Genomic DNA, 22,479 nt, shown 5'->3' with positions numbered 1-22,479 from the left:
CCTACCTCGAGAAGCTCGGCTTCTACCTGGCCGGCTACGGCTGCACCACCTGCATCGGCAACTCGGGCGACCTCACGCCCGAGATCAACGAGGCGATCAGCAAGAACGACCTGGTGTGCGCGGCGGTACTTTCGGGCAACCGCAACTTCGAAGCGCGCATCCACCCGAACATCAAGGCCAACTTCCTCGCCTCACCCCCGCTCGTGGTGGCCTATGCGATCGCCGGCACGGTGCAGCGCGACCTGATGACGGAGCCGGTCGGCAAAGGAACGGGTGGACGCGACGTCTACCTCGGCGACATCTGGCCGAGCAGCGAGGAAGTGCATGCGCTCATGAAGTTCGCGATGGACGGCAAGGCCTTCAAGAAGAACTACGACAAGGTCAAGAGCGAGCCGGGCGAACTGTGGGAGCGGATCAAGGGCGTAAAAGGCAACGTCTACACCTGGCCCAAGAGCAGCTACATCGCCGAGCCGCCCTTCTTCCAGAACTTCACCATGCAGCCGACGGCGCTCGAATCCGGCGTGCGCGGCGCGCGCATCATGGGTCTGTTCGGCGACTCGATCACCACCGACCACATCTCGCCCGCGGGCTCGTTCAAGGAAACGACACCGGCCGGCAAGTACCTGCTCGAGCGCGGGGTGCTCAAGGCCGACTTCAACAGCTACGGCTCGCGCCGCGGCAACCACGAGGTGATGATGCGCGGCACCTTCGCCAACGTGCGCATCAAGAACCTGATGCTGCCGGCGGGGGCCGACGGCTCGCGCGAGGAAGGCGGCTACACTCTGTACCAGGCGGAAGGTCCGCTCAAAGGCCAGAAGCTGGCCATCTACGACGCCGCCATGAAATACATGGACGCCGGCGTGCCGACGGTCATCTTCGGTGGCGAGGAATACGGCACCGGCTCATCGCGCGACTGGGCCGCCAAGGGAACGCAGTTGCTCGGCATCAAAGCCGTCGTCGCCAAGAGCTTCGAGCGCATCCACCGCAGCAACCTCGTCGGCATGGGCGTGCTGCCGCTGCAGTTCAAGGCGGGCGACGGCTGGGAGAGTTTGGGCCTGACCGGCAGCGAAGTCATCGACGTCGAACTGGGTGCGGAGATCAAGCCGCAGACCGACGCCACGCTCGTCATCCGGCGGGCCGACGGCAGCCAGCAGCGCGTGCCGCTCACCCTGCGCATCGACACGCCGATCGAGGTCGATTACTACAAACATGGCGGCATCCTGCCTTTCGTTCTCAGGCAGCTACTCGCAGCCTGAGAACTGCAGGCAAAGGCCTGCCCTCATGACGACCGCCGCGCTGGGCGCGCGTCGAGGTTCTCCGCCAACTGCTCGCTGCCTGAGAACTGCGGTTGCCGGCGTGCTCGTCGCGACCGGCCGCAGTCTTTCGGGGCTGCGGCTTTATTCGTTGTTCAGCGCAACTGCGCGTATCGCTGCGCGTCGAAACCCACGATCACGGCGTCGCCGCTTTCGAGTACCGGCCGCTTGATCACGCTCGGGTAATCGCGCATCACCGCGGCGGCGCTGACCGCATCGACAACGCCGCCTTGCACGGCCGCATCGAGCTTGCGCCAGGTCGTGCCCTGGCGATTGAGCAGCCGCTCCCAACCCGCCTGGGCAAGCCACCGCGCCAGTGCCGCCTCGGGCACGCCGGACTTCTTGAAGTCGTGGAAGCGGTAAGCAAGGCTCTGGCCGTCGAGCCAGGCGCGCGCCTTTCTCACCGTGTCGCAGTTCTGCAGGCCGTACAGCACGAGCATGGAGTCAAAGGAAGCCAGTGCCGCGGTTCTCGCAGATCGGATCCATGTTGTGACCGAGTTCTGCCACCCGGTCGCTGGTGTCGAGACTGACCTGGAACCAGATGCAGAACGGCGTTTCGTAACGGTAGGACCAGAGCTGGTGCTGCTGGCGCGACAGGAACTGCACGTGCGACGGACTGCCGATGCTGCGCAGCACCTCGGCCTTGCTCATGCCGATCTTCAACTCGAGGAAGTTCTGTTCGGTCAGCACCTGTTCCCACGCGATCAGCCGGTCGTTGGCGTCGAAGTCGAGCATGTAGGTGTGCTTGCCGTACGGGCCTCGCGCGAATTCCAAGCGCACGCCGCCGTTCTCGCTGTCATAGCGGCCCGTGGGCGAACCCAACTGCTCCACGGCCTGCGCCGTGCTGCTGCCCTTCGGAAGCCCTTTGGGGCTGTAGCCAGCGCAGCCGGCCAAGACCATGGCCGCAAGGGCCAGCCCCATAGTGAGACTGCGCGAACCGTGCAGGTGGCGGCGCAGTGTGGAGACGGCTTGGAAGCGCATCGGTGAATTCTGCCCCTGTTGCTAAGCCGACTTGGCCGCGGGGCCGAGTCACCGCCAACCGCCAGCGGTTGAAGGGCCGCTCGAAAGCGTCTTACAGGATCGCATCGAGCGACCTCGCGCACGATGAGCTCTAACTCGAACGAAGATTACGCCGCCTCCCGCGCTCGGCAACGCCCGTAGCGCTCGTTCACCCGGTTGGCGAACCATGCGGTCGTGAGCTTGCGGGTGATCTTCGGGCTTTGCAGGCGGATGTTCGGCAGCATGGCGCGGGGCAGCGGCCGGCCCGGAGGGTCGGCCAGCGCGAACACCCGTTTGTAGAGCTGCGTTCGATCGAAGTCTTCCGTCGTGCCCTGCTCGAGAGCGCGGCGGATGGCCGCATCGCTCAGGTTCAGGTGTTTGCCGAGTACGCGCGTGGCCAGCTCCGTGCTGCCGGGTCTCTCCGCGCCCTCGGGGCCATGCAGCACCAGATCGCCGTCGAGCGCGAGCGGAATGCCGGACGCTCTGCTGACCGCGCTCTGAAAGGCCGCATTGCGGCTGGCGTAGTGCCCGGCGTTGAAGTCGGCGAACCGGTAGAGGGGCGTGTCGTACGGGGCCGGGTAGTCGAGGAGGTGGGCAATGCCGAAATACATGCCGCCGCGCCTTGTGAACACCTCGCGGCGCAGGCTATCCGCCACCGGATACGGATAGGGCTTGTCCGCTGCGTGCTGCTCGGCGAAAGCGATGCTCACCTGCATCGGCCCGCCGGTGCGCACTGGGTTCCAGCCGGCGAAGAGCCGCTGGCCCAGCGGCACCATGCCGATGAAGTCCTCGAAGATCCGGCTCAGCTCTCCTTCTGTCTTGGCGGCATCGATGCGCTCGCTGTAGCTTTTGCCGTTGGGCGAAGTCACGGCCAGCGCCGCACGCACGATCAGTTTGGGAACGCCCGCTTGCTCGGCCCGTCGGTCGATTTCGCGCCAGGTGATCGCGGCGAGATTGGGGACGACCGGCAAGGCGCGAAAGCCCGACTCCTGCTCGGTGACCGCGATGACGGCACAGATGTTTTCCGGCGTGGGCGCGATTTCCATCGCGGCGAATGCGGCGTAGATATCGGTAGCCCAGGCGGCCGGCTCGGGCGTGGCGGGCGGCAGCAGGCGGGTGATCAGCGCGCGACCGCGAGCGGGGTCGAGGGGCGGTCCCGGGTCGGTCGTCTGCTGCGTGGCGCAGCCGGCCAAGACGGCCAGGCAACCGGCGGCGAGCCACAGCGCCGGTCGGCTCCAGCGTGCCGCCGAAGGCGCTTTGCAGCCGCTCGCCCTCGAATCGCCGGCACGGCACGGCGTGCGGCTTCCCGATCCCGAGCCCCTCGGTGGATTCAGAAGGCCGCCACCGCGCCATTGCTGCGCGGATCGAAACCGCCGATCAGCAGGCCGTTGGCTTCGCGGATCAGTGCGCCGGCATGGCCGACCGACTCGTCCCAGTCGGCCAGTGCCTCGACATCGTGGCCCATGGCCCTGAGGGCAGCGAAGGTCGATTCCGGGAAGCGCGCCTCCAGCTTGAGGCTGTCGCTCGGCTGACCCCAGGTGCGGCCCAACAACCAGCGAGGCATCTCGATGGCGGCCTGCGGTGCGATGCCGAAACGGTGGATGCGGCTGAAGACCGTCGCCTGCGTTTGCGGCTGACCGTCGCCGCCCATCGTGCCGTAGGCCATTAGGCGACCGTCGTCCAGGCGGGCCATCGCGGGATTGAGCGTGTGGAACGGCCGCTTGCCAGGCGCCAGCGCGTTCACGTGCGCCGCATCGAGGCTGAAGCTGCAGCCACGGTTTTGCCAGTTGATGCCCGAGCCGGGCAACACCAGTCCAGAGCCGAACTCGTGATAGATGCTCTGGATGAAGGAGACCGCCCGGCCTTCACCGTCGATGACGCCCATCCAGACCGTGTCGCCGGGGTCGGTCTTGCGGCCGAAGGGCGCTGCTTCGGTGAGGCTGATGCGCCCGGCCAGTTCGTCCAGCAGGTCGTCCTGCAGCAGCGACTCGGGCGCCACCGACATAAAAGCCGGATCGGTGACGTGCCGGTCGCGCAGCGCAAACGCCTGCTTCGTGGCTTCGACCTGTGCGTGCACGAACGCAGGCCCGAGAGGATCGACGTCCCAGCCGGTGAGCCGCTGCATGATGCCCAGGATCATCAGCGACACGACGCCCTGCGACGGCGGTGTCATGTTGAGCAGCGTGGCGCCGGGCAGGCGCAGCGACAGGGGATCGATCCGTCTGGCATGGTGAGCCGCCAGATCGTCGTGCGTCAGCGGGCTGCCGAGTGTGGCCAGTTCGGCGGCGATTTCGCGCGCCAGTTCGCCGCGATAGAAGTCGTCCGTTCCGCGCGCCGCCAGGCGAGAAAGCGTGGCGGCCAGACGCGGCTGGCAAAACAGGCTGCCCGCCTGCGGCACTTGCCCGTTCACCAGAAACGTCTCCGAAAAGCCCGCGATCGGGTCCAGTTCGGCCCGCTTGGCCGTCGTGCAGGCCCACTGGCTGTGCGTCACGGGGATGCCCTCCCGCGCATACCAGATCGCATCCTCGAGCAGCCGCGACAGCGGCAGCCGCCCGCCCCACTCCCGAGCCAGCACGTGAGCCGCTCCCCAACCCGACACCGTGCCGGCCACCGTGAGCGCGGCCACGCCGCCGCGAAACGGAATACTGCCGCGCACGCCCCGCGGCGCATACGCATCGAGGGTGGCTGCAGCGGCGCTGGCGCCGCTGGCATCGATGCCCAGCGACTGCCCGCCCGGCCCGTTGATGACCCAGAAGCCGTCGCCGCCGATGGAGTTCATGTGCGGGTACACGACGGCGATGGAGGCCGCCGCCGCGATCATGGCTTCGAGCGCGTTGCCGCCTTCGCGAAGAACGCTCAGGGCGGCCTCGGCGGCCAGGCTGTGCGGCGCCACGGCAATGCCGCGGCGGCCGAGAAAGGATTGAGTCATGACGTGGGGCCCGATGGATGCGGTGAGCCGGACGAGCCTACCAGCCGATCGCCTCCGGCAGCCAGGTGGCGATGGGCGGAAAGAGGAACACCAGGGCGACACCCACGATCTGCAGCCCCACGAAAGGCAGCACGCCGACGTAGATGTGCCGCGTGGTGATCTCCGGCGGCGCCACACCGCGCAGGAAGAACAGCGACCAGCCGAAAGGCGGCGTGAGGAACGAGGCCTGCAGATTGATGGTGATCAGCATCGCCAGCCAGACCGGGTCGACGCCCGCCGCATTGAAGATCGGCAGGAACAGCGGCACGGCGATGTAGCTGATCTCGATCCACTCGAGAAAGAAGCCGAGCACGAAGATGAGCCCCATCAGGAACCAGATGTCGCCATTGATGCCGCCCGGCAGCATCTCGAACAGATCTTCGATCAGGCCTTCGCCATGTAGCCCCCGAAATGCCAGGCTGAAAACCTGTGCGCAGATCAGTATGAACAGCACCATCGCCGAGATGCGGGTGGTGGTCTGCATCACCTCGCGCAGCACCGATAGCGACAGCCGTCGCGCCAGCGCCACCACCAGGATCGCGCCGAGCGCGCCCATCGATGCCGCCTCGGTGGGCGCAGCGACGCCGCCAATGATCGAGCCCAGCACCGCGAACACCAGCGTCACGGGCGGCAGCGCCACCTTCACGACACGCAGCCACAGGTCGCGCCTGGAGAGCGCATCGCGCTCGGCCCGCGGCACCGGCGGCATGGCGTTCGGGCGCAGCATGCCGTACACCACGATCCAGGTGCAGTACAGCGCAGCCAGCATCAGCCCCGGGAACACGGCGGCCGCGAACAGCGTGCCGACCGACAGCTGCATGATGTCCGACAGCAAGATGAGCACAAGGCTCGGCGGAACGATCTGGCCCAAGGTGCCCGACGCGCAGATGGCGCCACAGGAAACGCCCGGGTCATAGCCGCGCCGCAGCAACGTCGGCAGGGTCAGCAAGCCGAGCGTGATGACGGTCGCGCCCACGATGCCGGTGGTCGCGCCCAGCAGCACGCCCACGCCGATGATGCCCAGCGCCATGCCGCCGCGCAGGCCGCCGGCGAGGTGGCCGATGACGTCGAGCAAATCCTCTGCCAGCCGCGACTTCTCCAGCATGACGCCCATGAAGACGAACAGCGGAATCGCCAGCCACTGGTAGTTGGCGACCACGCCGTAGATGCGTGCCGGCAGCAGGTTGAACAGACTCTCGCCGAAGCCCATGAAGCCGAAGATGAAGCCGCTCGCCGCCAGCGTGATGCCGACCGGCACGCCCGTCATCAGCAGGGCAAAGAAGCCGATCAGCAGGCCGATCGCCAGCCACTCCTGCGGGCTCATCGCCCGCTCTCCGCGGCCGGCTTGGCAGACAGCCGCAGTGCTGCCGCGACGCCCTGCGCAAAGGCCTGCAACCCGAACAGCGCGAAGCCGAGCGGGATCAGCGCCTTGAGCACCCAGCGGTGGGTGAGCCCACCGGGGTCGGCGGAGATCTCATCGATGCTGTAGGACTGTTCGACGTAGTTCATCGAATAGCGGATCACCAGCGCGGCGAGCGCCACCGCAAGCACGGCCGTGAACAGATCGACCGCCGCCTGACCGCGCGGTGAATAGCGCGCGTAAAACACATCAACACGCACGTGCTCGCCCTTGTTCAGCGCGTAAGTCATGCCGATCAGCACCAGCGGCGCGAGCAGGTGCCACTCGAGCTCCTGCGACCACACCGAACCGATGCTGAAAACGTAGCGCAGCAGCACGTTGACGGCCATCACGACCACGATGACCAGCGTGAGCCACGAGGCGGCGCGGCCGATCCGGTCCACGGCACGGTTCACCGCGGCGACGAAGGCGCCGGGCAACGTGCCGCTCGCCGGCCCGTTGCCGGCGGAAGGCGGGGCGCTCAATGCGGCCCCGAAGACGGTTGCACGTGCGGGTTCCGGCTCGCGGGTGCCTTGCTTCGCAACGGCGGCCGCGTTCTGCTGCGCGGGCGAGGCATCAGACCGAAACGATCTTGCTGTGGTACGGCCCTTCGCTGTAGCCGGCCCAGGCCTCGTACTTCTTCTGGTAGGCCGCGTAAGAGTCGTTCACCTTCTTGGTCATCGGATCCTTCGCCACCGCCTCGGCGATCACCTTGGCGGTGACTTCGCGCAGCTTCTGGATCACCTCGTCGGGCAAGGGCCGCGCGATCACACCCTGGTTCTTGATCAGATCGTCCATCGCCTCGGCGTTGTTGCGCTGGCACCAGGCCTCGCTGATCACGTTGCAGGCCGCAGCCGCGTTTTCCACCACCGCCTGCAGGTCCTTGGGCAGCTTGCCCCACGCCGCCTTGTTGATCAGCAGCTCGGACACCGTGGCCGACTCGTGCCAGCCGGTCGTGTAGTAATACTTGGCGGCGTTGTGCAGGCCGAGCTTGCGGTCCTGGAAGGGGCCGACGAACTCGGCGGCGTCGATCACGCCGCGCTCCAGCGCCGGGAAGATTTCTCCGCCGGGCAGCAGCTTCACATCGACGCCGAGTTCGGCATAGACACGGCCGGCCAGGCCCGGAATGCGCATCTTCAGGCCCTTGAGATCGGCACTCGACTTGATCTCCTTCTTGAACCAGCCGGTCATCTGCACACCGGTGTTCCCGCAGGGCATGGCGATCATGCCGAAGGGCGCATAGACCTCGTTCCACAGTGCCTGGCCGCCGCCGTCGTAGAGCCAGCCGTTGATGCCCTGGAAGTTCAGGCCGAAAGGCACGGCGGTGAAATACTGCGCCGCGAAGGTCTTGCCGGTCCAGAAGTAGCTGTTGGCGTGGTTCATCTCGACGGTGCCGGAACGCACGGCGTCGAAGCCTTCGAGCGCCGGGATGAGCTCGCCCGCGCCGAACACCTGGATCTTCAGCCGCCCGCCGGACATCGCGTCGATGCGCTTGGCTAGGTCGGTGGCGCTGCCCGGGCCCTCCATGTAGAACGGCGAGCCCTTGCCGTAGGCGCTGGTCATCTTCCAGCTGAACTTTTCCTGGGCTCTGGCGATCGCCGGAAAGCCGAGTGCCGTGCCGGCAAGGGCCGCCACCGAACCGCTTCGCAGCAGTGTGCGTCGTGTCTGGGTCATGAGGTTTCCTGGAATTGATGAGTCTTTGCAGCCCTGCTCGACAAGAGCGGACACGGCGGCTGGGCTGTTCCATGCTAGGTGCGTGCCACACCGTCGTCAACGCAGGGAAAACGCGTTGATCCACGCAGGCGCGATGGCAGCGTCAGCACACCGCGGCACGGGGCAAGGCGGAGCTGCGGTGCGGTGCGGTGCGGTGCAAATGGTGCACGAGCGCACCAGCTTCGACCTGGTGCACTTGCAACGGGCGGCGGATTTCGCCAACGCTCCGCCACTCTCTGACAAGCCGGTAGACCTGCACCGCCTTGCGGGCTTGCTCGAAGAAGTGCGAAGCGGCGTTGCCCGCCGCTACAGTGACGCGATGACTTCGAGACACCGCAAAAATGGCGCCGGACACGCGCTCACGGGCTGGCTCGACGGCAGCCATCGCCCCACCCATCGCGGCGTGTACGCGCGCAAGGAGCCGGCAGGCCCCTATGCCTGTTGGGGCGGTGAAGGCTGGTTCGCCGATGCGGCAACGCCGCAAGCGGCGGCGCTCGAGGAAGCGCCCAGTGCGCATCAGGCCGCGCCCTGGCGCGGCCTGGCAAAGCCGCCTGCGGCACCCTGCCTGACCTGCCGTGGGCACACGGTGCTAGACCATGGCTACGACGAGCAGACTGAACTAGACACCATCATGGAGTGCCCGGACTGCTGAGCAGCCCGGCTCGCGTTCGCGCCCCCGGGGTTCCCGCTAGCTGCGCTTCGGCTTCGGCTTGGGCCTTGGCGGCTCGGGCTTCTTCGGTGGCTTGAATCCGAGCGTTTTCATGGCGCCGGTGAGCGACTGTTTCGCCTTCCAGTAGTCGGACCAGGGGTCGTCTTTCTGGAAGGACAAATGCTCGCGCGCACTGGTGATCGTCCATTGCGCGCCGCTCTTGATCCGGGCGAGCTGCTCCCACGAGACCGGCATTGAAACCCCCAGCCCGGGGCGCGCCCTGGCGGTAAACGCCACGGCAGTCGTCGCGCCGTGACCGTTGCGCAGGTAGTCCGCAAAGATCTTGCCGATCCGGTTGGCAGGGCCGCTCTTGGCGACGAAGCGATCGGGGATGGTCTGCGCGAGATGCACGACCACTGCCTGTGAGAAGGCCTTCACCGTGTCGTAGTCCCAGCGCGCGGCGATCGGCACCACGACATGCAGGCCCTTGCCGCCGCTGGTCTTGAGCCAGCTCTCGAGGCCCAGATGCTGCAGGAGCGCCCGGGTGAGCACGGCAGCTTCTCGCACCGCAGCCCATGCCACGCCCTCGCCCGGGTCGAGGTCGAACACCAGGCGGTCGGGCTTGTCGATGTTCCTCGACGTCGAGTTCCAGGTGTGCAGTTCGATAACGTTCATCTGCGCCGCGCCGAGCAGGGCCTGCACGGTGTCGACCTGCAGCAGCGCGTCATGCTCGGGCCAGAGCGCGGGGTCGAGTTCGGTGATGCCCGCAATGCCAATCTTCTCGCCATGCTTCTGGAAGAAAAGCGGGCCGGTGACGCCTTTCGGGCCGCGAACCAGCGAGACGGGGCGGCCCTTCACGTGAGGCAGGATCCAGTCCGCGACGCTTTCGTAGTAGCGCACCAGATCGATCTTCTCGAGGCCGGTGCTCGGGTCGATGACGCGCCGGGGGTTGGAAACCTTGATGCCCATGACAGACCCCGCGGATGCTGCTGACGGCGATGCAGACGTGGAAGCGGATGCTGCCCCCCGGCGAGAGGCGCCGGACGGGCTGACCGAGCGTTCGCGCGTGACAGCGCGCGCCGGCTTGTCGGTGCGCACACCGACGAAGGACGCATGCCGGATCTGATCGGCCGGCGTCCACTCGGCGAAGCCGACCTCCACCACGAGTTTCGGCTGCACCCAGCGCACACTCGCGGCACTGCGCCGGCCCCACCGCCTCTTGCCCACGCTGCCGGCGGCATCGAACGGCGCGGTGGTGGATTCCAGCTTGACGAGCCGCTTGTGCAGATCGCGCGCAGCCTTCGAATCCCAGCCGGTCCCGACGCTGCCCACGGCGGTCAGCTTTCCGTCGGCGTCATGCACGCCCAGCAGCAGGCTGCCGACCTCCGAAGAGGCGCCCGTCCTGTCGGTGAAGCCGCCGACAACGAACTCCTGCCGGCGGTGGCACTTGAGCTTGAGCCAGGTTTCGCTGCGCCCCGAGCGATAGGGTGCATCGGTGCGCTTGGCGATCACGCCCTCCAGGTGCATCTCGCAGGCCGAGCGCAGCACGCTTGCCGCATCGGCGGCGAAGGCCTCGCTGAATCGAAGGTGCTCGCCGGTCTTGCCCTCCAGCAAGCGCTCGAGCAACGCCCGGCGAGCCTGCAGCGGCGCATCCCGCAAGTCGTAACCCTCGAAGTACGGAAGATCGAACAGGAAGTAGGCGATCCGCTGCGTGCTCGACTTGTCGAAGGCTTGCTGCAAGGCGTTGAAGTCCGGGGCGCCGTCGTCTGCGAACACGACGATTTCGCCGTCGAGCCACGCCGAGCCGAGGCCGAGCTTCTTCAATTCATCGGCCAAGCCCGGCATCTTCGACGTCCAGTCGTGGCCATTGCGCGTGAAGAGCCGCGCAACGCCGCGCTTGACGCGGGTGAGCAGTCGGTAGCCGTCGAACTTGATCTCGTAGAACCAGTCGCCAGCCGTCGGAACGCCTGATGCCAAGGTCGCGAGCTGAGGGGAAAGCTTGTCCGGCAGAGTCGCCTTGACGGCTCCCGGCACCCCGCCCTGGCCGGCCTCGCCTTGCCTTGCCGTCGCCGCAGCCTTGCGCGAGCGAGGCTGCGGCTTTTGCGTCTTCGTTGCCAGACCCGGCGGCTTCGCGATGACGCTGTCCGGCAAAGCCGTCACCACGTCGTACTCCGCTCGCGTTCGGGCAAAGCCGTCGCGCTTCTTGAACAGCAGCCACGGGTCCTGCCGCTCCTCGCCGGGTTTGCGGATGCGGATCAACTCCCACCGGCCCGCCATCTTCTGACCGTGAAGCTCGAAGAGCAGCTTGCCCTTCTCGAGCCCTTCGCGCGCATTGCCGATCGGCTCCCAGGTGCCGTGATCCCAGACGATGACGGTGCCGGCGCCGTAGTTTCCGGGCGGGATGGTTCCCTCGAACGAGCCATAGGACAGCGGGTGGTCCTCGGTGCGCACGGCCATGCGCTTGTCCGTGGGATCGAAGCTCGGGCCCTTGGGCACCGCCCATGAAAGAAGCACACCGCCGAGCTCCAGCCGGAAGTCGTAGTGCAGCCGCGTGGCCGCGTGCTTCTGGATCACGAACGAGAGTTGCTGGCCCTGCTTTGCTGGCGCATCCTGCGGCTCGGGCGTCTTGCCGAAATCACGCTTGGTCCGGTAGCGGTGAAGCGGGTCGGGCACCGCGGCCTTGCCTTGCTCCGGGCGGACAGGGCTTGCTCTGGCGACCACGCTGCGAGCCATTGCTAGGCACGTTTGCGAGCTGCAGTCTTCCTGGGCGCCTTGCGGGCAGCCGCGGCATCGGCCTTCTTCGCAGGTGCGGAGTTCGAACCAGGCTTGCGGTTACCGAGGCTCTTCGCCAACAGCTCGGTCAGGTCGACCACATTGCTCGGCGCCGGAGCAGCGCCCTCTTCCAGCGGCTGCACCTTCTCGGTCTTGCCCGCTTCAATGCGTTGCTCCAGCAGGGCGTGCACGGCCTCGGTGAACCTGTCGGCGTAGCGCTCAGGTTGCCAAGCCTCGGTCATGTCCTTGATGAGCTGGCCGGCCATCTTCAGCTCGTTGTCCTTGAGCTGGACCGCTTTCTTGCCTTCGGCCGGAAGATTGAGTTCGCTCCACGGCCGGATCTCCTTTGCCCACCGCAGCGTGTTGAGCATCAGCGCCGGGCCGGCCGGCACGACGGCGGCGAGGTGCTCCTTGGTGTGCATGACGACGCGCGCGATGCCGATGACACCGGCCGCAAGCATCGCCTCGCGCAGCAGCACATACACCTTCTCGCCCTTGCCGATGGGCTCGAGGTAGTACGGCTTTTCCAGGTGCGTGAACGCGATCTCCGCGGCCTGCACGAAGGCTTCGATCTCGATGGTCTGGGTGGTCTTCGGATAGGCGGCCTTGATCTCGTCGTCGCCCAGCACCACGTAGTCGCCGCCTTCGACTTTCACGCCCTTGACGATGTTGGTGCGATCGATCTCCTTGCCGGTCCGCTTGTTGATGCGCTTGTAGCCCACCGGATCCATCGATCGCTTGTCCAGCCAGTCGAAGTCGATGCCGCTTTCCGACGAGGCCGGATAGAGCGCCACCGGCACGTGCACCAGCCCGAAGCTGATGGCGCCTTTCCAGATGACGCGAGGCATGGCGACTCCAATCGAGCAGGAAGAAAGTCAGAGAAAACAGCTAGCAACCGGCGTTCCCGAACACAAAGCGACTGGGCGCAACCCCGGGTCGCGGGCTTTTGCTCGGGCACGAAAGTGGGCATCCTGCAGTTTCTGAAAGCCGTGGATGAAATCGCATGCAGTCCGTGCATGCGGCCCGTCCTGGCGATTAACACGAAGGTAGCGCTCATATGTGGATCCCCGACTGGCTGTACGAACGCCTCCCGCTGGTCTATGTGGCCGCGGGCGCAGCTTGCCTGTGGGCTTTCGGCCTGACGCTCCATGGCCTGCCGAGCGCCCTGCTCTTCTTCGCTGCCGCGCTGCGGACGTTCACGCTGCGTCGCGTCGAGCGAAGCGCCGGGCCGCTGCAATCGAAGCAGCGCCTGCCGTACGTGCGCAACGGCAAGCGCCAAGCGCCGCGTTACGCGCGCAACTGAGGCACCGCCTGGTCCTGCATGACAAGAACGAGGTCCGCCTGACAGAGCAACCGCGTTCCTACGGCCGCAACACGATCTTCGCCGAGGCGCTGTGGCCGCGGTCCAGATCGACGAAGGCTTGCGGCCCGTCGTCCAGCCGCCGCTCTTCCACCCATGACAGATCGCCGAAGCTGCCGCGGTGCAGCGCATCGACGGTGGCGCGCAGGTCGGCCGTGGTGTAGGTGTAGGTCCCCAGCAGCGTGATCTCAGCGAGCGTGAGCTTGCGCATGTCAATCTCGCTGGCCCAGTCCTGCAAGCCGACGTGCATGATCACGCCGCCGGGCTTGATGGCCGCGAAAGCCTGATTGCGTGTGGCCTTGCTGCCTACGGCGTCGATCACGTAGTCGAAGTGGCTGTCGGCCAGCGGCTGCTGGCGCGGATCGATGGCCTCGCATCGGGCGGCACGCGCCAGCGTCTCGCGGCGCAGCGGGTTCAGCTCGGTGACCGTCAGGCGCTCGACGCCCAGGTGTTCGAGCAGCAGCGCGGCCAGCATGCCGATCGCGCCGCCGCCGATCACGAGCACCCGGCACTCGTGAAGAGGGCGCGCCAGCACGCGCATCGACAGATTCACCGCATGCCAGGCCGTCGCGGCCGGTTCGGTGAGCGCCGCAGCGACCGCCGGCATGTCCTGCGGCATTTCGATGAGACTCGCCGCCGGGATGCTCATGTACTCGGCATAGGCGCCGGGGCGCGTCATGCCGACCATGGTGCGGTTCGCGCACAAGTTGTTGCGGCCCTGCACGCAGTATTCGCAGGTGCCGCAGGTGATGAGCGGGTTGCCGGTCCAGCGCGTGCCGGGCTCGAAGCCCCGCGCGGCCGACTGCGCGATGCTGCCGACGAACTCGTGCCCGAGCACGAGGCCGGGCTTGCGCCGCGGATCGTGGCCGTGCCATGCGTGCATGTCGGAGCCGCAGATGCCGACCGCCTCGATCTGCAGCACCACCTCGCCCTCGGCCAGATCGGGCATCGGGCGCTCGAGCACTTGCATCTCGTTCGGCTGGGTGTAGACAAGGGCTTTCATGGCGCTCCTCGGCTGGAAGGTGGAGGGTCGTTGATGGCGGCGCGCAGCAGTTCGACCATGCGGTCGATGTCGCTTCGCGTGCTGATGAACGGCGGTGCGAGCACCAGGGTGTCGCCGGGGGCACGGGTCAGCATGCCGCGATCGAAGACGGCCGCTTGCACCTCGGCCCCGCGCCGGCCGGGTTCGCCGGGCAGCGGCGCGAGCTCGATGCCCGCCGCCAGGCCGATGTTGCGCACGCTGACCACGCCCGGTGCATCGGCCAGCGAATGCACGGCCGCCTCGAAATGCGGGCTCAGCTCGCGCACGCGGGCCGGCAGGTCTTCTTCCTGCAGCACGTCGATGGTCGCCAGCGCCGCTGCGCACGCCAGGGGGTGCCCGGAGCAGGTGTAGCCATGCATCAGTTCCGCCAGATGCGGTGGCCCGTGCATCACCGAGTCGTGGACCTTGCGGCTGACGATCACGCCGCCCAGCGGCGCGGCGCCGTTGCTCACTGTCTTGGCGAACAGGATCATGTCGGGCACCACGCCGAAGGCCTGCGCTGCGAACATCGCCCCCAGGCGCCCGAAGCCGGTGATGACCTCGTCGAACACGAGCAGCAGGCCGTGCCGGTCGCAGATCTCGCGCAGGCGCTGCAGGTAGCCGACCGGCGGTACCAGCACCCCGGTGGACCCGGCCACGGGCTCCACGATGACTGCCGCGATGTTGGAGGCGTCGTGCAGGGCGACGATGCGGGTCTCGAGCTCGTCGGCCATCGCGGCGCCTTCGGCCGGCTGGCCGCGCACGAAAGCCTGGGTCTGCGCGTCCCAGGTCGAGCGCAGGTGGTCGGCACGCAGCATCGCGCCGCCGAAGGCGCGCCGGTTGTTCGTCATGCCGCCCACCGAGATGCCGCCGAAACCCACGCCGTGAAAGCCCCGCTCCCGGCCGACGAAGAGGTTGCGTTGGCCTTCGCCGCGCGAGCGCCAGTAGGCCAGCGCGATCTTCATCGCCGTGTCGCAGGCTTCGGAGCCGCTGTTGACGAGGAACACGCGGTCCAGGCCCGGCGGCGCGAGCGCGGCAATGCGCTCGGCGAGCGCGAACGCACCCGGGTGGCCGACCTGGAAGTTGGACGCGAAGTCCAGCGTGTCAATCTGCCGCTTCATCGCCTCGGCGATCCGGGGATGGCGGTGGCCGGCACCGACGCACCACAGCCCCGAAGTGCCGTCGAGCACCTCCCGGCCGTCGGCCGTGCGGTAAGACAGGCCTTCGGCCGACACCACCATGCGCGGCGCGGCCTTGAACTCGCGGTTCGGCGTGAACGGCATCCAGAAAGCGTCGAGCGCGGGCATGTTCATGGGTCTCCTCTACCGGGCCGTGAAGCCGCCATCGACCATCAGCGTCTGTCCGGTGATGTAGGCCGATGCCTCGCTGGCGAGGAACACCGTGGCGCCGTACAGGTCTTCGAGCCGCCCGTTGCGGCCGGTGCAGGTCTGCGCCGCCATGCGTTGCGCGAGTTCGGGGTTGTCGAACACCGCCGCGGTCAGCGCTGTCGGGAAGAAGCCCGGCCCGATGGCATTGCAGGTGACGCCGCGCGCCGACCATTCCTGCGCGATGGCGCGCGTGAGCTGCACGACGCCGCCCTTGCCCGCGCCGTAGGGGGCGCTGTTCGCGAAAGCACGGTGGCTTTGCAGCGACGCGATGTTGACGATGCGGCCCCATCCTCGCGACGCCATCTCCGGCGCCAGCGCCTGCGTCATGAAGAACGGCGCCGTGAGGTGCAGCGCGATCTGCGTCTGCCAGGCTTGCGGCGTGACTTCGGCGAAGGACTGGCGAAGATTCACACCGGCTGCGTTGACAAGGATGTCCACACCGCCGAGCCGTTGCCCCGCTTCAAGCGCGGTGGAACGCAGCGCCTCCACGTCGGTCAGATCGGCGGCGAGCCATTGCGCGTCGATGCCCTCTGCCGCCAGGCGCTGCGCGGCGGCGGCCAGTTCGGCCTCGCGCCGTGCCATCAGGAGCACGCGCGCTCCGGCGAGGCCGAGCGCACGCGCCATCGCCTCGCCGATGCCGGCGTTGCCACCGGTCACCAGCGCCCGGCGGCCGCCGAGGTCGAACAGCGAAGACACGTCGCCGGGCTTCATACGGTGACCGGCACGCCGAGATCGAAGTTCTCGCCGGGGAAGTACTTGGCCAGCCGGTCGTCGGCCGTGCGCGCATGCGCTTCCATGCCTTCCAGCCGCGAGATGCGCGCGGTGATCTCGCCGATGTCGCGCGCGGCGGCGCGGGTCATGCGTTGCCACGTCAGCGTCTTCATGAACTTGTGCACCGACAGGCCGCCCGAGTAGCGTGCCGCGCCCTTGGTCGGCAGCACGTGGTTCGGGCCGCTCGCCTTGTCGCCGTAGGCCACGGTGGTTTCCTCGCCGAGGAAGAGCGAGCCGTAGCAGGTGAGGTTCGCGAGCCACCAGTCCAGCTCGCGTGCATGCACTTCGAGGTGCTCGCTGGCGTAGCGGTCGGAGATCTCGACGATCTCTTCGCGCGTGTCGCACAGCACCACCTCCCCGTAGTCGCGCCATGCGCAGGCGGCGGCGTCGCGCGCGGTCGGCGGCAGTTGGTCGATCAATCGAGGCACGCGCGCCATCACCTGCTCCGCGAGGGTCTTGCAACTCGTGAAGAGCCACGCCGGCGACTCGTGGCCGTGCTCGGCCTGCCCGACCAGATCGCTCGCCACGATCTCGGCATCGGCGCTGTCGTCGGCGATGACCGCCACTTCGGAAGGCCCGGCGAAGACGTCGATGCCGACCTTGCCGAACAGCGCGCGCTTGGCCTCGGCAACGAACTTGTTGCCCGGCCCGACGATCACGTCGGCCGGCTTGCCCGAGAAGAGGCCAAAGGCCATCGTGGCGATCGCCTGCACGCCGCCCAGCGTCATGATCACGTCGGCACCCGCCCGGTCGAAGGCATAGAGGAGGTAGGGGTGCATCGGCCCGCCGCGAAACGGCCCCGAGCACGCCACGATGGTCCCGACCCCCGCCGCCTTGGCCGTGGCCACGCCCATGTAGGCCGAGGCGATGTGCGCATACCGGCCCGCCGGCGCGTAGCAGCCGGCCACGTTCACGGGCAGCACGCGCTGGCCCGCCGTGACACCGGGGTGCAGGCCCACCGAGAACTCGCTCATGGAGTCGCGTTGCGCGTGCGCGAAGGCGCTCACCTGCTCAATCGCGAAGTCGATGTCGCGCCGCACCTGCGCCGGCACCTCGGCGGCGCGGCGGTCGATCTCCGCGCGGGACAGCACGATCTTGCCGTCCCATTGATCCAGCTTCTTCGCGAAGGCGCGCACCGCTTCTTCACCGCGCGCGCCGATCTCGGCAAGCATGTCGGTCACCACCGCCTGGGCCGCGGCGGTTTCGGTTTCGGGCGTCTTGCTCGCCTTCTTCAGGTAGTTGATGGCCATGATTTCGTCCTCGATGTCCGTGTCGGCGGCCGAATTTTTGAAATCGATTACAGCCGTCGTTTGAAAGAGGCGACCGAAGCCGCCCACTGCGAAAGCGCCTATTGCGAGCGGTTGGCGAACTCGCGCAGCTTCGGGTCGGCCTGCACGCGCTTCATGTAGCTGTCGGTGATGTAGTCGGCTGACTTGGGCACTTTCTGTATCGCACCGCTGCCGCGCATGAACTCAGCGATGTCGCTGAACCAGGCGTCCATGTCGGAGCTGCCACCCGAGCGGTCCATGCTCGCGAGCTGCTGCTTCAGGTCGAAGGTCGGGCGCGTGTCGAACTCCTTCATCATCGAAGCCTCGCTGATCACCACGCCACCCTGGGAGTAAAACTTCTTCATCAGTTGGACGGCTTCGGGCTTGTGCGCATTCATCCACTGCCAGGCGCGCAGGTAGACGGCCAGGAACTTCGCGACGTTCTCGGGGTTCTTCTCGGCGTAGTCGCTGCGCGCGATCAGCGCGCCAGGCACCATGGCGCCGCTTTCCTTGCCGGAGCACAGCACCTTCGCGCCGGCCTTTTCCTCGAGCGTGTAGATGTTGGGCGCCCAAAGGCCGGCGAGGTCCGCGTTGTCGGACGACACCGCCGAGATGATCTCGGCCTGGCCCATGTTCTTGATGGTCACGTCGGCCTTGGCCAAGCCGTACTTCTTCAGGCAAGACTGCACCGCGTAGTCGCCGGTGGAGTTGGCCGTCAGCAGGATGGTCTGGCCCTTGATCGACGCCGGGTCCTTGGCGATCTTGTCGGCCACCTCCTTGCGCACCAGCAGCGCGTTGCCGGCCGATTCGTCGTTGGTCAGGCCGATCGTCTTGATGCCGAAGCGCACATGGCCGAGCACCGCGGGCACGGACCCTGTACCGCCCACGTCCCAGCTCTTGGAAGCCGCGGCGGCCATCTGCGGCACGCCGGCCGGGAAGGTGCTGAACTCCGGCTTCAGGCCGACCTCCGCCCACCAGTTCTTCTCGGTCGCAATGTAGAACGGCAGCGACCAGTACAGCGCCGGCTGATAGCTGACCTTGATCTCGGTGAGCTTGTCTTGCGCCTGCGCACTGCCGCCGGCAATCAGCGCGGAACTCACAACAGCCAGGGCGAGCTTGATCTTCATGGTGCGTCTCCTTCAGTGGGTCGGTGATCAGGGTCAGTGCAGTGCGCTGACGTGCTGGTCTCGCAGCAGCTTCCAGACATGCGAGCGCAAATGGACAAAGGAAGGCTGGTCCATCACGTCCTCGATGCGCTCGTGCTGCACCCACTGCTCGGCTTCGCGGACCGCCTTCACGTCGATGATTTCGCGGATGGTTCCCGGCCGGCCGGTCATCACCACGATGCGGTCGGCCAGGTACACCGCCTCTTCCACGGCGTGGGTAATGAACAGCACCGTGCGCGGGTGCTGGCGGGCAAGCCGCACGAGTTCTTCCTGCATCACCACGCGCGTCTGCGCGTCGAGGGCACCGAAAGGCTCGTCCATCAGCAGCACCTTCGGATCGAGCACGTAGGCACGCGCGATGGCCACGCGCTGCTGCATGCCACCCGAGAGCTGGTGCGGATAGGCATGTTCGTAGCCGCCGAGCCCCATCAGGCCGATGTAGTGCTCGATGCGGCGCTTGCGCTCGGCCGCTTCGATGCCCAGCGAGATCAGGCCGAAGTCGATGTTGTCCCAGACGGTCTTCCACGGGAACAGCGCGAACGCCTGGAAGACGACCGCGCGGTCGGGGCCGGGCTTGCGCACCACCTCGCGGTCTACGCTGACCGTGCCACCGGTGGGGTGCTCCAGGCCAGCCGCCATGCGCATGCAGGTGGTCTTGCCGCAGCCCGAAGGGCCGACGATGGCGACGAACTCGCGGTCCTGCACTTCGAGATTCACGTCCTTCAGCGCCACGAACTTCTTGCCGTTCTGGCTGAACACGCGCTCCACGCCGCTGAAACTGATGGTGGCCATTTTTTGTCTCCTCGGTTCTTGTCAGAGGCCGCGGCGGGTTTCGATCACCTGCTGCACGCGGCGAAGCGCCACATCGATCAGGATGCCGACCGCGCCGATGGCGACCATGCCGCTCATCACGGTGGCGGTCGATACCGAGGCCTGGCCCTTGACCATCAGGTAGCCGACGCCGCTGGAGGCCACGATCAGCTCCGCGCCCACCAGCGACTGCCAACCCAGCCCGGCCGAAATGCGCAGGCCCGCCACGATTGAGGGCACGGCAGCCGGCAGCAGCACCTGGGTCATCGCACGCAGATCGCTGGCCCCCAGCGTCTGCGCCGCCTCGATGTGCTTGCGGTCGACGTTCTTCGCGCCGCGGTAGGTGTTGATCAGCACCGGCGGGAAGGCACCCATGAAGATGATCAACACGGGCCCGCCGATGCCGGTGCCGAACCACAGCGCGGCGAACGGCACCCACGCGATCGGCGCCACGAAGCGCACCGCATCGAAGGCCGGCGCGACGATGCGGTCGACCCAGGGAAACCACGCCATCAGCAGCCCCAGCGGAATGCCCACGGCCACGGCGATCAGGAAGCCCGCGGCAAAGCGCTGGAAGCTCGACAACAGGTGCTCGAACAAGGTAAAGCCCGCGAACGGCTCGACCACCAACTGCGCAAACCGCGTCACCACGTCCCAGGGCGCGGGCAGGAAGTCGCGCGAGGTGATGCCCGACAGGGCCGCGGCCGACCACACGGCCAGGAAGCCCGCCGCACCAACAAAGGTCAGCAGGGCGAGCTGCGCAGCGGGCAGGCGCGGTCGCAGCATCACTGCACCTTCCACGGCATGACGCGCCGCTCCAGCCAGCCCAGGCCCAGCGTCATCAGCCAGCCGCACACGGCCACGGCGATCATGCCGACCAGGATCATCGCGGGGTAGATGTCCTGCGCCGCCTGGTTCAGGATCTGCCCGAGGCCCGCCACGGCACCCACCAGCTCGGCCGCCACCAGCGTGGTCCAGGACGCCTGCAGCGACAGCCTCAGCCCGGTGAAGATGCTCGGCAGCGCGCCGGGGATCAGCACCTCGCGCCAGTAGCGCCAGCCTTTCACGTCGAGCATCGCCGCGGCCTCGAAGATCGGCTTGTCGATCTGCCGCACGCCGGCGTAGCTGTTGATGACCGACGGCACGAAGGCGGCAAAGAAGATGACCATCATCTTGGCCGCATCGCCGAGGCCGAGCCACACGATGGCCAGCGGAATCCACGCCAGCGGCGGAATCGGCCGCAGCAGCAGGAAGACCGGGTTGACCAGGGCTTCGACCGTGCGGCTGGCTCCCATCGCCAGGCCGATCACGACGCCGATGGCTGAGGCCACCGCGAAACCCATGCTCACCAGCAGCACGCTGCGCAGCACATGCTCGTGCAGACGGCCGTTGCTGTAGCCATCGACCAGGATCTGCTGAAGCGCTGCGGCCACATCCTGCGGCGTCGGGAAGCGGGCTGCCGAGATGACACCCAGCACCGCGGTGAGGAGATGCCACAGCAGCACCACGGCAATGAGCGCGCCGATCGTTCCGGCCACGCCTGCCAGCGGCCTCGGCATATTTGTAATCGTTTTCACAATGGACCTATGATCTGCGCTGACCAGCAAGACGTCAAGGACAGCCTGATCGGGGATTTCCCTGCTGCATTGCCAGTTCACTCCTCGGGTTGTCACTAAGAAAGCGATTACATTGGTAGCCATGCAACCGAAGGACCAAGCCCAGCCCAACATCGAAGACGTAGCCGCAGCCGCGGGGGTTTCCACGGCCACCGTCTCGCGCGTGCTGAACAAACCGGCATCGGTGCGCGAGGCGCTGCGCGGCCGAGTGATCGAGGCGGTCACCCGCCTGGGCTACGTGCCGCACGCCGGGGCGCGCGCGCTGAAGCTTCAACGCAGCGGAACGGTCGGTGCCATCTTCCCGACCATCGACAACGCCATCTTTGCCCAGGCGATCGACGCTCTGCAGCAGCGCCTGGCCGATGCGCAGCTTCAACTGCTGATCGCCACCAGCGGCTACGACCTGGACACCGAGGCCCGCCAGGCGATGAACCTGGTCACCCGCGGCGCTGACGCACTCGCGCTGTGCGGTGTCGGGCAGAGCCCGCAACTCCTGCAGTTCCTTCGCCAGCGCGAGTTGCCCACCGTGCATGCGATGACGTACCCGCCGCCGCCCGGCATGGTCTGCGTCGGCTTCGACAACGCTCGCGCGATCGGCCAGGCGGTGCGCTATCTGCTCGACCTGGGACACCGGCGCATCGCCATGCTCGCAGGCATCGTGCGCGACAACGACCGCGCCGCGGCACGAGTGGCCGGCGTGCGTCAAGCGCTCGAGAACGCCGGGGTCGGGCTGGCGCCGCAGCACCTGGTCGAGCGCCGGTACGGCCTGGCCGAAGCGCGCGAAGGCTTCCGAGCACTGATGGCTGCGGTGCCGGCGCCGACCGCCATCGTGTGTGGCAACGACGTGCTCGCCTTCGGCGCCCTGCTGGAGGCGGCAAGAATGGGAATCGCCGTGCCTGCGGCCTTGTCGATCGTGGGTTTCGACGACCTCGAGATGGCCCGGCATATCCGGCCGGCACTGACCACACTGCACGTGCCGACGCAGCAGATGTGGCACGCGGTCGCGGACCGGCTGGTCGCCGCACTCGGACAACTGCCTGTTCCCGCCGCAACCGAAGTCGAGGTGGAACTCGTGGTTCGTGAGTCCACCGGGCCGGTGCGGCAAGGCGAGTCCATTGCTTTGCCGTAGTGAGCTTGTCGAAGGTAAGCGTGGCCTCAAGGCCCTCTTGACCGAGAAGCTGGGAGGGGACTACAGCAGGTCGCTTTCGCCGTCGTTGACCTCGTCGATGAACACGTCATTCGACCAAGCCAAGCCGATGGCCTTGT

At 67.2% G+C, this 22,479-nt stretch carries 21 protein-coding genes; 4 read left to right on the top strand and 17 right to left on the bottom strand.

Features of this window, described 5'->3' with window-relative positions; translation table 11 throughout:
- Nucleotides 1-1,256: aconitase family protein (locus H0W40_RS13735; protein ID WP_292447095.1), on the top strand; the 1,256-nt coding region annotated here is incomplete at its 5' end.
- A 152-nt stretch (nt 1,257-1,408) separates the two neighbouring features.
- On the opposite strand, the gene H0W40_RS13730 is transcribed toward H0W40_RS13735, so the two are convergent.
- The 7 genes from H0W40_RS13730 to H0W40_RS13700 form a co-directional block, all read right to left on the bottom strand.
- Complete coding sequence (locus tag H0W40_RS13730) at nt 1,409-1,753, bottom strand: ArsC family reductase (protein WP_292447093.1); 345 nt, start codon at nt 1,751-1,753, stop codon at nt 1,409-1,411.
- A gap of 4 nt (nt 1,754-1,757) precedes the next feature.
- Entirely contained in the window at nt 1,758-2,294 is a 537-nt protein-coding gene (locus tag H0W40_RS13725) for a hypothetical protein (RefSeq protein ID WP_292447091.1), read from the bottom strand.
- A gap of 146 nt (nt 2,295-2,440) precedes the next feature.
- Entirely contained in the window at nt 2,441-3,505 is a 1,065-nt protein-coding gene (locus tag H0W40_RS13720; protein ID WP_292447088.1) for a DUF1615 domain-containing protein, read from the bottom strand.
- Between the two features lie 137 nt (nt 3,506-3,642).
- On the bottom strand, nt 3,643-5,241 hold the full coding sequence (locus H0W40_RS13715; RefSeq protein WP_292447086.1) for a gamma-glutamyltransferase family protein: 1,599 nt from the start codon (nt 5,239-5,241) through the stop codon (nt 3,643-3,645).
- 37 nt (nt 5,242-5,278) lie between these two features.
- On the bottom strand, nt 5,279-6,604 hold the full coding sequence (locus tag H0W40_RS13710; RefSeq protein ID WP_292447084.1) for a TRAP transporter large permease subunit: 1,326 nt from the start codon (nt 6,602-6,604) through the stop codon (nt 5,279-5,281).
- Nucleotides 6,601-7,164 (bottom strand): TRAP transporter small permease subunit, encoded by a 564-nt coding sequence (locus H0W40_RS13705; RefSeq protein ID WP_292447082.1) that lies wholly within the window; start codon nt 7,162-7,164, stop codon nt 6,601-6,603. Before H0W40_RS13705 ends, H0W40_RS13710 begins: the two co-directional genes overlap by 4 nt.
- 91 nt (nt 7,165-7,255) lie before the next feature.
- A complete protein-coding gene (locus tag H0W40_RS13700) occupies nt 7,256-8,353 on the bottom strand; it encodes a TRAP transporter substrate-binding protein (RefSeq protein ID WP_292447081.1) in 1,098 nt (365 codons plus the stop codon).
- Nucleotides 8,354-8,552: 199 nt separating this feature from the next.
- Between H0W40_RS13700 and H0W40_RS13695 the strand changes: the two genes are divergently transcribed.
- Nucleotides 8,553-9,044, top strand: a complete 492-nt coding sequence (locus H0W40_RS13695; RefSeq protein WP_292447079.1) for a hypothetical protein — start codon at nt 8,553-8,555, stop codon at nt 9,042-9,044.
- A 36-nt stretch (nt 9,045-9,080) separates the two neighbouring features.
- On the opposite strand, the gene ligD is transcribed toward H0W40_RS13695, so the two are convergent.
- Nucleotides 9,081-11,714: a DNA ligase D gene (gene ligD, locus H0W40_RS13690; protein ID WP_292447076.1), complete on the bottom strand. Its 2,634-nt coding sequence runs from the start codon at nt 11,712-11,714 to the stop codon at nt 9,081-9,083.
- A gap of 62 nt (nt 11,715-11,776) precedes the next feature.
- Nucleotides 11,777-12,661, bottom strand: coding sequence for a Ku protein (locus H0W40_RS13685; protein WP_292447074.1), 885 nt, complete (start codon nt 12,659-12,661; stop codon nt 11,777-11,779).
- Nucleotides 12,662-12,870: 209 nt separating this feature from the next.
- Between H0W40_RS13685 and H0W40_RS13680 the strand changes: the two genes are divergently transcribed.
- Nucleotides 12,871-13,116, top strand: coding sequence for a hypothetical protein (locus H0W40_RS13680; RefSeq protein WP_292447072.1), 246 nt, complete (start codon nt 12,871-12,873; stop codon nt 13,114-13,116).
- Nucleotides 13,117-13,174: 58 nt separating this feature from the next.
- On the opposite strand, the gene H0W40_RS13675 is transcribed toward H0W40_RS13680, so the two are convergent.
- From H0W40_RS13675 to H0W40_RS13640, 8 genes are all read right to left on the bottom strand, one after another.
- On the bottom strand, nt 13,175-14,176 hold the full coding sequence (locus tag H0W40_RS13675; RefSeq protein ID WP_292447070.1) for an alcohol dehydrogenase catalytic domain-containing protein: 1,002 nt from the start codon (nt 14,174-14,176) through the stop codon (nt 13,175-13,177).
- Entirely contained in the window at nt 14,173-15,507 is a 1,335-nt protein-coding gene (locus H0W40_RS13670) for an aspartate aminotransferase family protein (protein WP_292447068.1), read from the bottom strand. The genes H0W40_RS13675 and H0W40_RS13670 overlap by 4 nt, the downstream gene beginning before the upstream one ends.
- A 9-nt stretch (nt 15,508-15,516) precedes the next feature.
- Complete coding sequence (locus tag H0W40_RS13665; RefSeq protein WP_292447066.1) at nt 15,517-16,293, bottom strand: SDR family oxidoreductase; 777 nt, start codon at nt 16,291-16,293, stop codon at nt 15,517-15,519.
- Nucleotides 16,290-17,603 carry a histidinol dehydrogenase gene (hisD, locus tag H0W40_RS13660; RefSeq protein ID WP_292447063.1) on the bottom strand — a complete coding sequence of 438 codons (1,314 nt, stop codon included), beginning with the start codon at nt 17,601-17,603 and terminating at the stop codon, nt 16,290-16,292. Before hisD ends, H0W40_RS13665 begins: the two co-directional genes overlap by 4 nt.
- Nucleotides 17,604-17,701: 98 nt before the next feature.
- Nucleotides 17,702-18,748 carry an ABC transporter substrate-binding protein gene (locus H0W40_RS13655; protein WP_292447061.1) on the bottom strand — a complete coding sequence of 349 codons (1,047 nt, stop codon included), beginning with the start codon at nt 18,746-18,748 and terminating at the stop codon, nt 17,702-17,704.
- A gap of 33 nt (nt 18,749-18,781) precedes the next feature.
- Nucleotides 18,782-19,579 carry an ABC transporter ATP-binding protein gene (locus H0W40_RS13650; protein WP_292447058.1) on the bottom strand — a complete coding sequence of 266 codons (798 nt, stop codon included), beginning with the start codon at nt 19,577-19,579 and terminating at the stop codon, nt 18,782-18,784.
- A 21-nt stretch (nt 19,580-19,600) separates the two neighbouring features.
- Entirely contained in the window at nt 19,601-20,383 is a 783-nt protein-coding gene (locus tag H0W40_RS13645; protein WP_292447049.1) for an ABC transporter permease, read from the bottom strand.
- A complete protein-coding gene (locus H0W40_RS13640; protein WP_292447047.1) occupies nt 20,383-21,156 on the bottom strand; it encodes an ABC transporter permease in 774 nt (257 codons plus the stop codon). Before H0W40_RS13640 ends, H0W40_RS13645 begins: the two co-directional genes overlap by 1 nt.
- Before the next feature lie 139 nt (nt 21,157-21,295).
- Between H0W40_RS13640 and H0W40_RS13635 the strand changes: the two genes are divergently transcribed.
- Nucleotides 21,296-22,342, top strand: a complete 1,047-nt coding sequence (locus tag H0W40_RS13635; protein ID WP_292447044.1) for a LacI family DNA-binding transcriptional regulator — start codon at nt 21,296-21,298, stop codon at nt 22,340-22,342.
- The last annotated feature ends 137 nt before the right edge of the window (nt 22,343-22,479 follow it).

Origin of the sequence: Methylibium sp. (assembly GCF_013817345.1) — a bacterium.
Lineage (GTDB): Bacteria > Pseudomonadota > Gammaproteobacteria > Burkholderiales > Burkholderiaceae_C > Methylibium.
This window is presented reverse-complemented; position numbering and strand designations above follow the sequence as displayed.

Excerpts from the sequence above, each read along its gene's own strand:
- H0W40_RS13725 (WP_292447091.1), bottom strand. The coding sequence starts at position 2,294 with ATGCGCTTCCAAGCCGTCTCCACACTGCGCCGCCACCTGCACGGTTCG.
- H0W40_RS13680 (WP_292447072.1), top strand. The coding sequence starts at position 12,871 with ATGTGGATCCCCGACTGGCTGTACGAACGCCTCCCGCTGGTCTATGTG.
- H0W40_RS13715 (WP_292447086.1), bottom strand. The coding sequence starts at position 5,241 with ATGACTCAATCCTTTCTCGGCCGCCGCGGCATTGCCGTGGCGCCGCAC.
- H0W40_RS13665 (WP_292447066.1), bottom strand. The coding sequence starts at position 16,293 with ATGAAGCCCGGCGACGTGTCTTCGCTGTTCGACCTCGGCGGCCGCCGG.
- H0W40_RS13635 (WP_292447044.1), top strand. The coding sequence starts at position 21,296 with ATGCAACCGAAGGACCAAGCCCAGCCCAACATCGAAGACGTAGCCGCA.
- hisD (WP_292447063.1), bottom strand. The coding sequence starts at position 17,603 with ATGGCCATCAACTACCTGAAGAAGGCGAGCAAGACGCCCGAAACCGAA.
- H0W40_RS13730 (WP_292447093.1), bottom strand. The coding sequence starts at position 1,753 with ATGCTCGTGCTGTACGGCCTGCAGAACTGCGACACGGTGAGAAAGGCG.
- H0W40_RS13695 (WP_292447079.1), top strand. The coding sequence starts at position 8,553 with ATGGTGCACGAGCGCACCAGCTTCGACCTGGTGCACTTGCAACGGGCG.
- H0W40_RS13650 (WP_292447058.1), bottom strand. The coding sequence starts at position 19,579 with ATGGCCACCATCAGTTTCAGCGGCGTGGAGCGCGTGTTCAGCCAGAAC.
- H0W40_RS13700 (WP_292447081.1), bottom strand. The coding sequence starts at position 8,353 with ATGACCCAGACACGACGCACACTGCTGCGAAGCGGTTCGGTGGCGGCC.
- H0W40_RS13645 (WP_292447049.1), bottom strand. The coding sequence starts at position 20,383 with ATGCTGCGACCGCGCCTGCCCGCTGCGCAGCTCGCCCTGCTGACCTTT.
- H0W40_RS13675 (WP_292447070.1), bottom strand. The coding sequence starts at position 14,176 with ATGAAAGCCCTTGTCTACACCCAGCCGAACGAGATGCAAGTGCTCGAG.
- H0W40_RS13670 (WP_292447068.1), bottom strand. The coding sequence starts at position 15,507 with ATGAACATGCCCGCGCTCGACGCTTTCTGGATGCCGTTCACGCCGAAC.
- H0W40_RS13640 (WP_292447047.1), bottom strand. The coding sequence starts at position 21,156 with ATGCCGAGGCCGCTGGCAGGCGTGGCCGGAACGATCGGCGCGCTCATT.
- H0W40_RS13685 (WP_292447074.1), bottom strand. The coding sequence starts at position 12,661 with ATGCCTCGCGTCATCTGGAAAGGCGCCATCAGCTTCGGGCTGGTGCAC.
- H0W40_RS13655 (WP_292447061.1), bottom strand. The coding sequence starts at position 18,748 with ATGAAGATCAAGCTCGCCCTGGCTGTTGTGAGTTCCGCGCTGATTGCC.
- H0W40_RS13710 (WP_292447084.1), bottom strand. The coding sequence starts at position 6,604 with ATGAGCCCGCAGGAGTGGCTGGCGATCGGCCTGCTGATCGGCTTCTTT.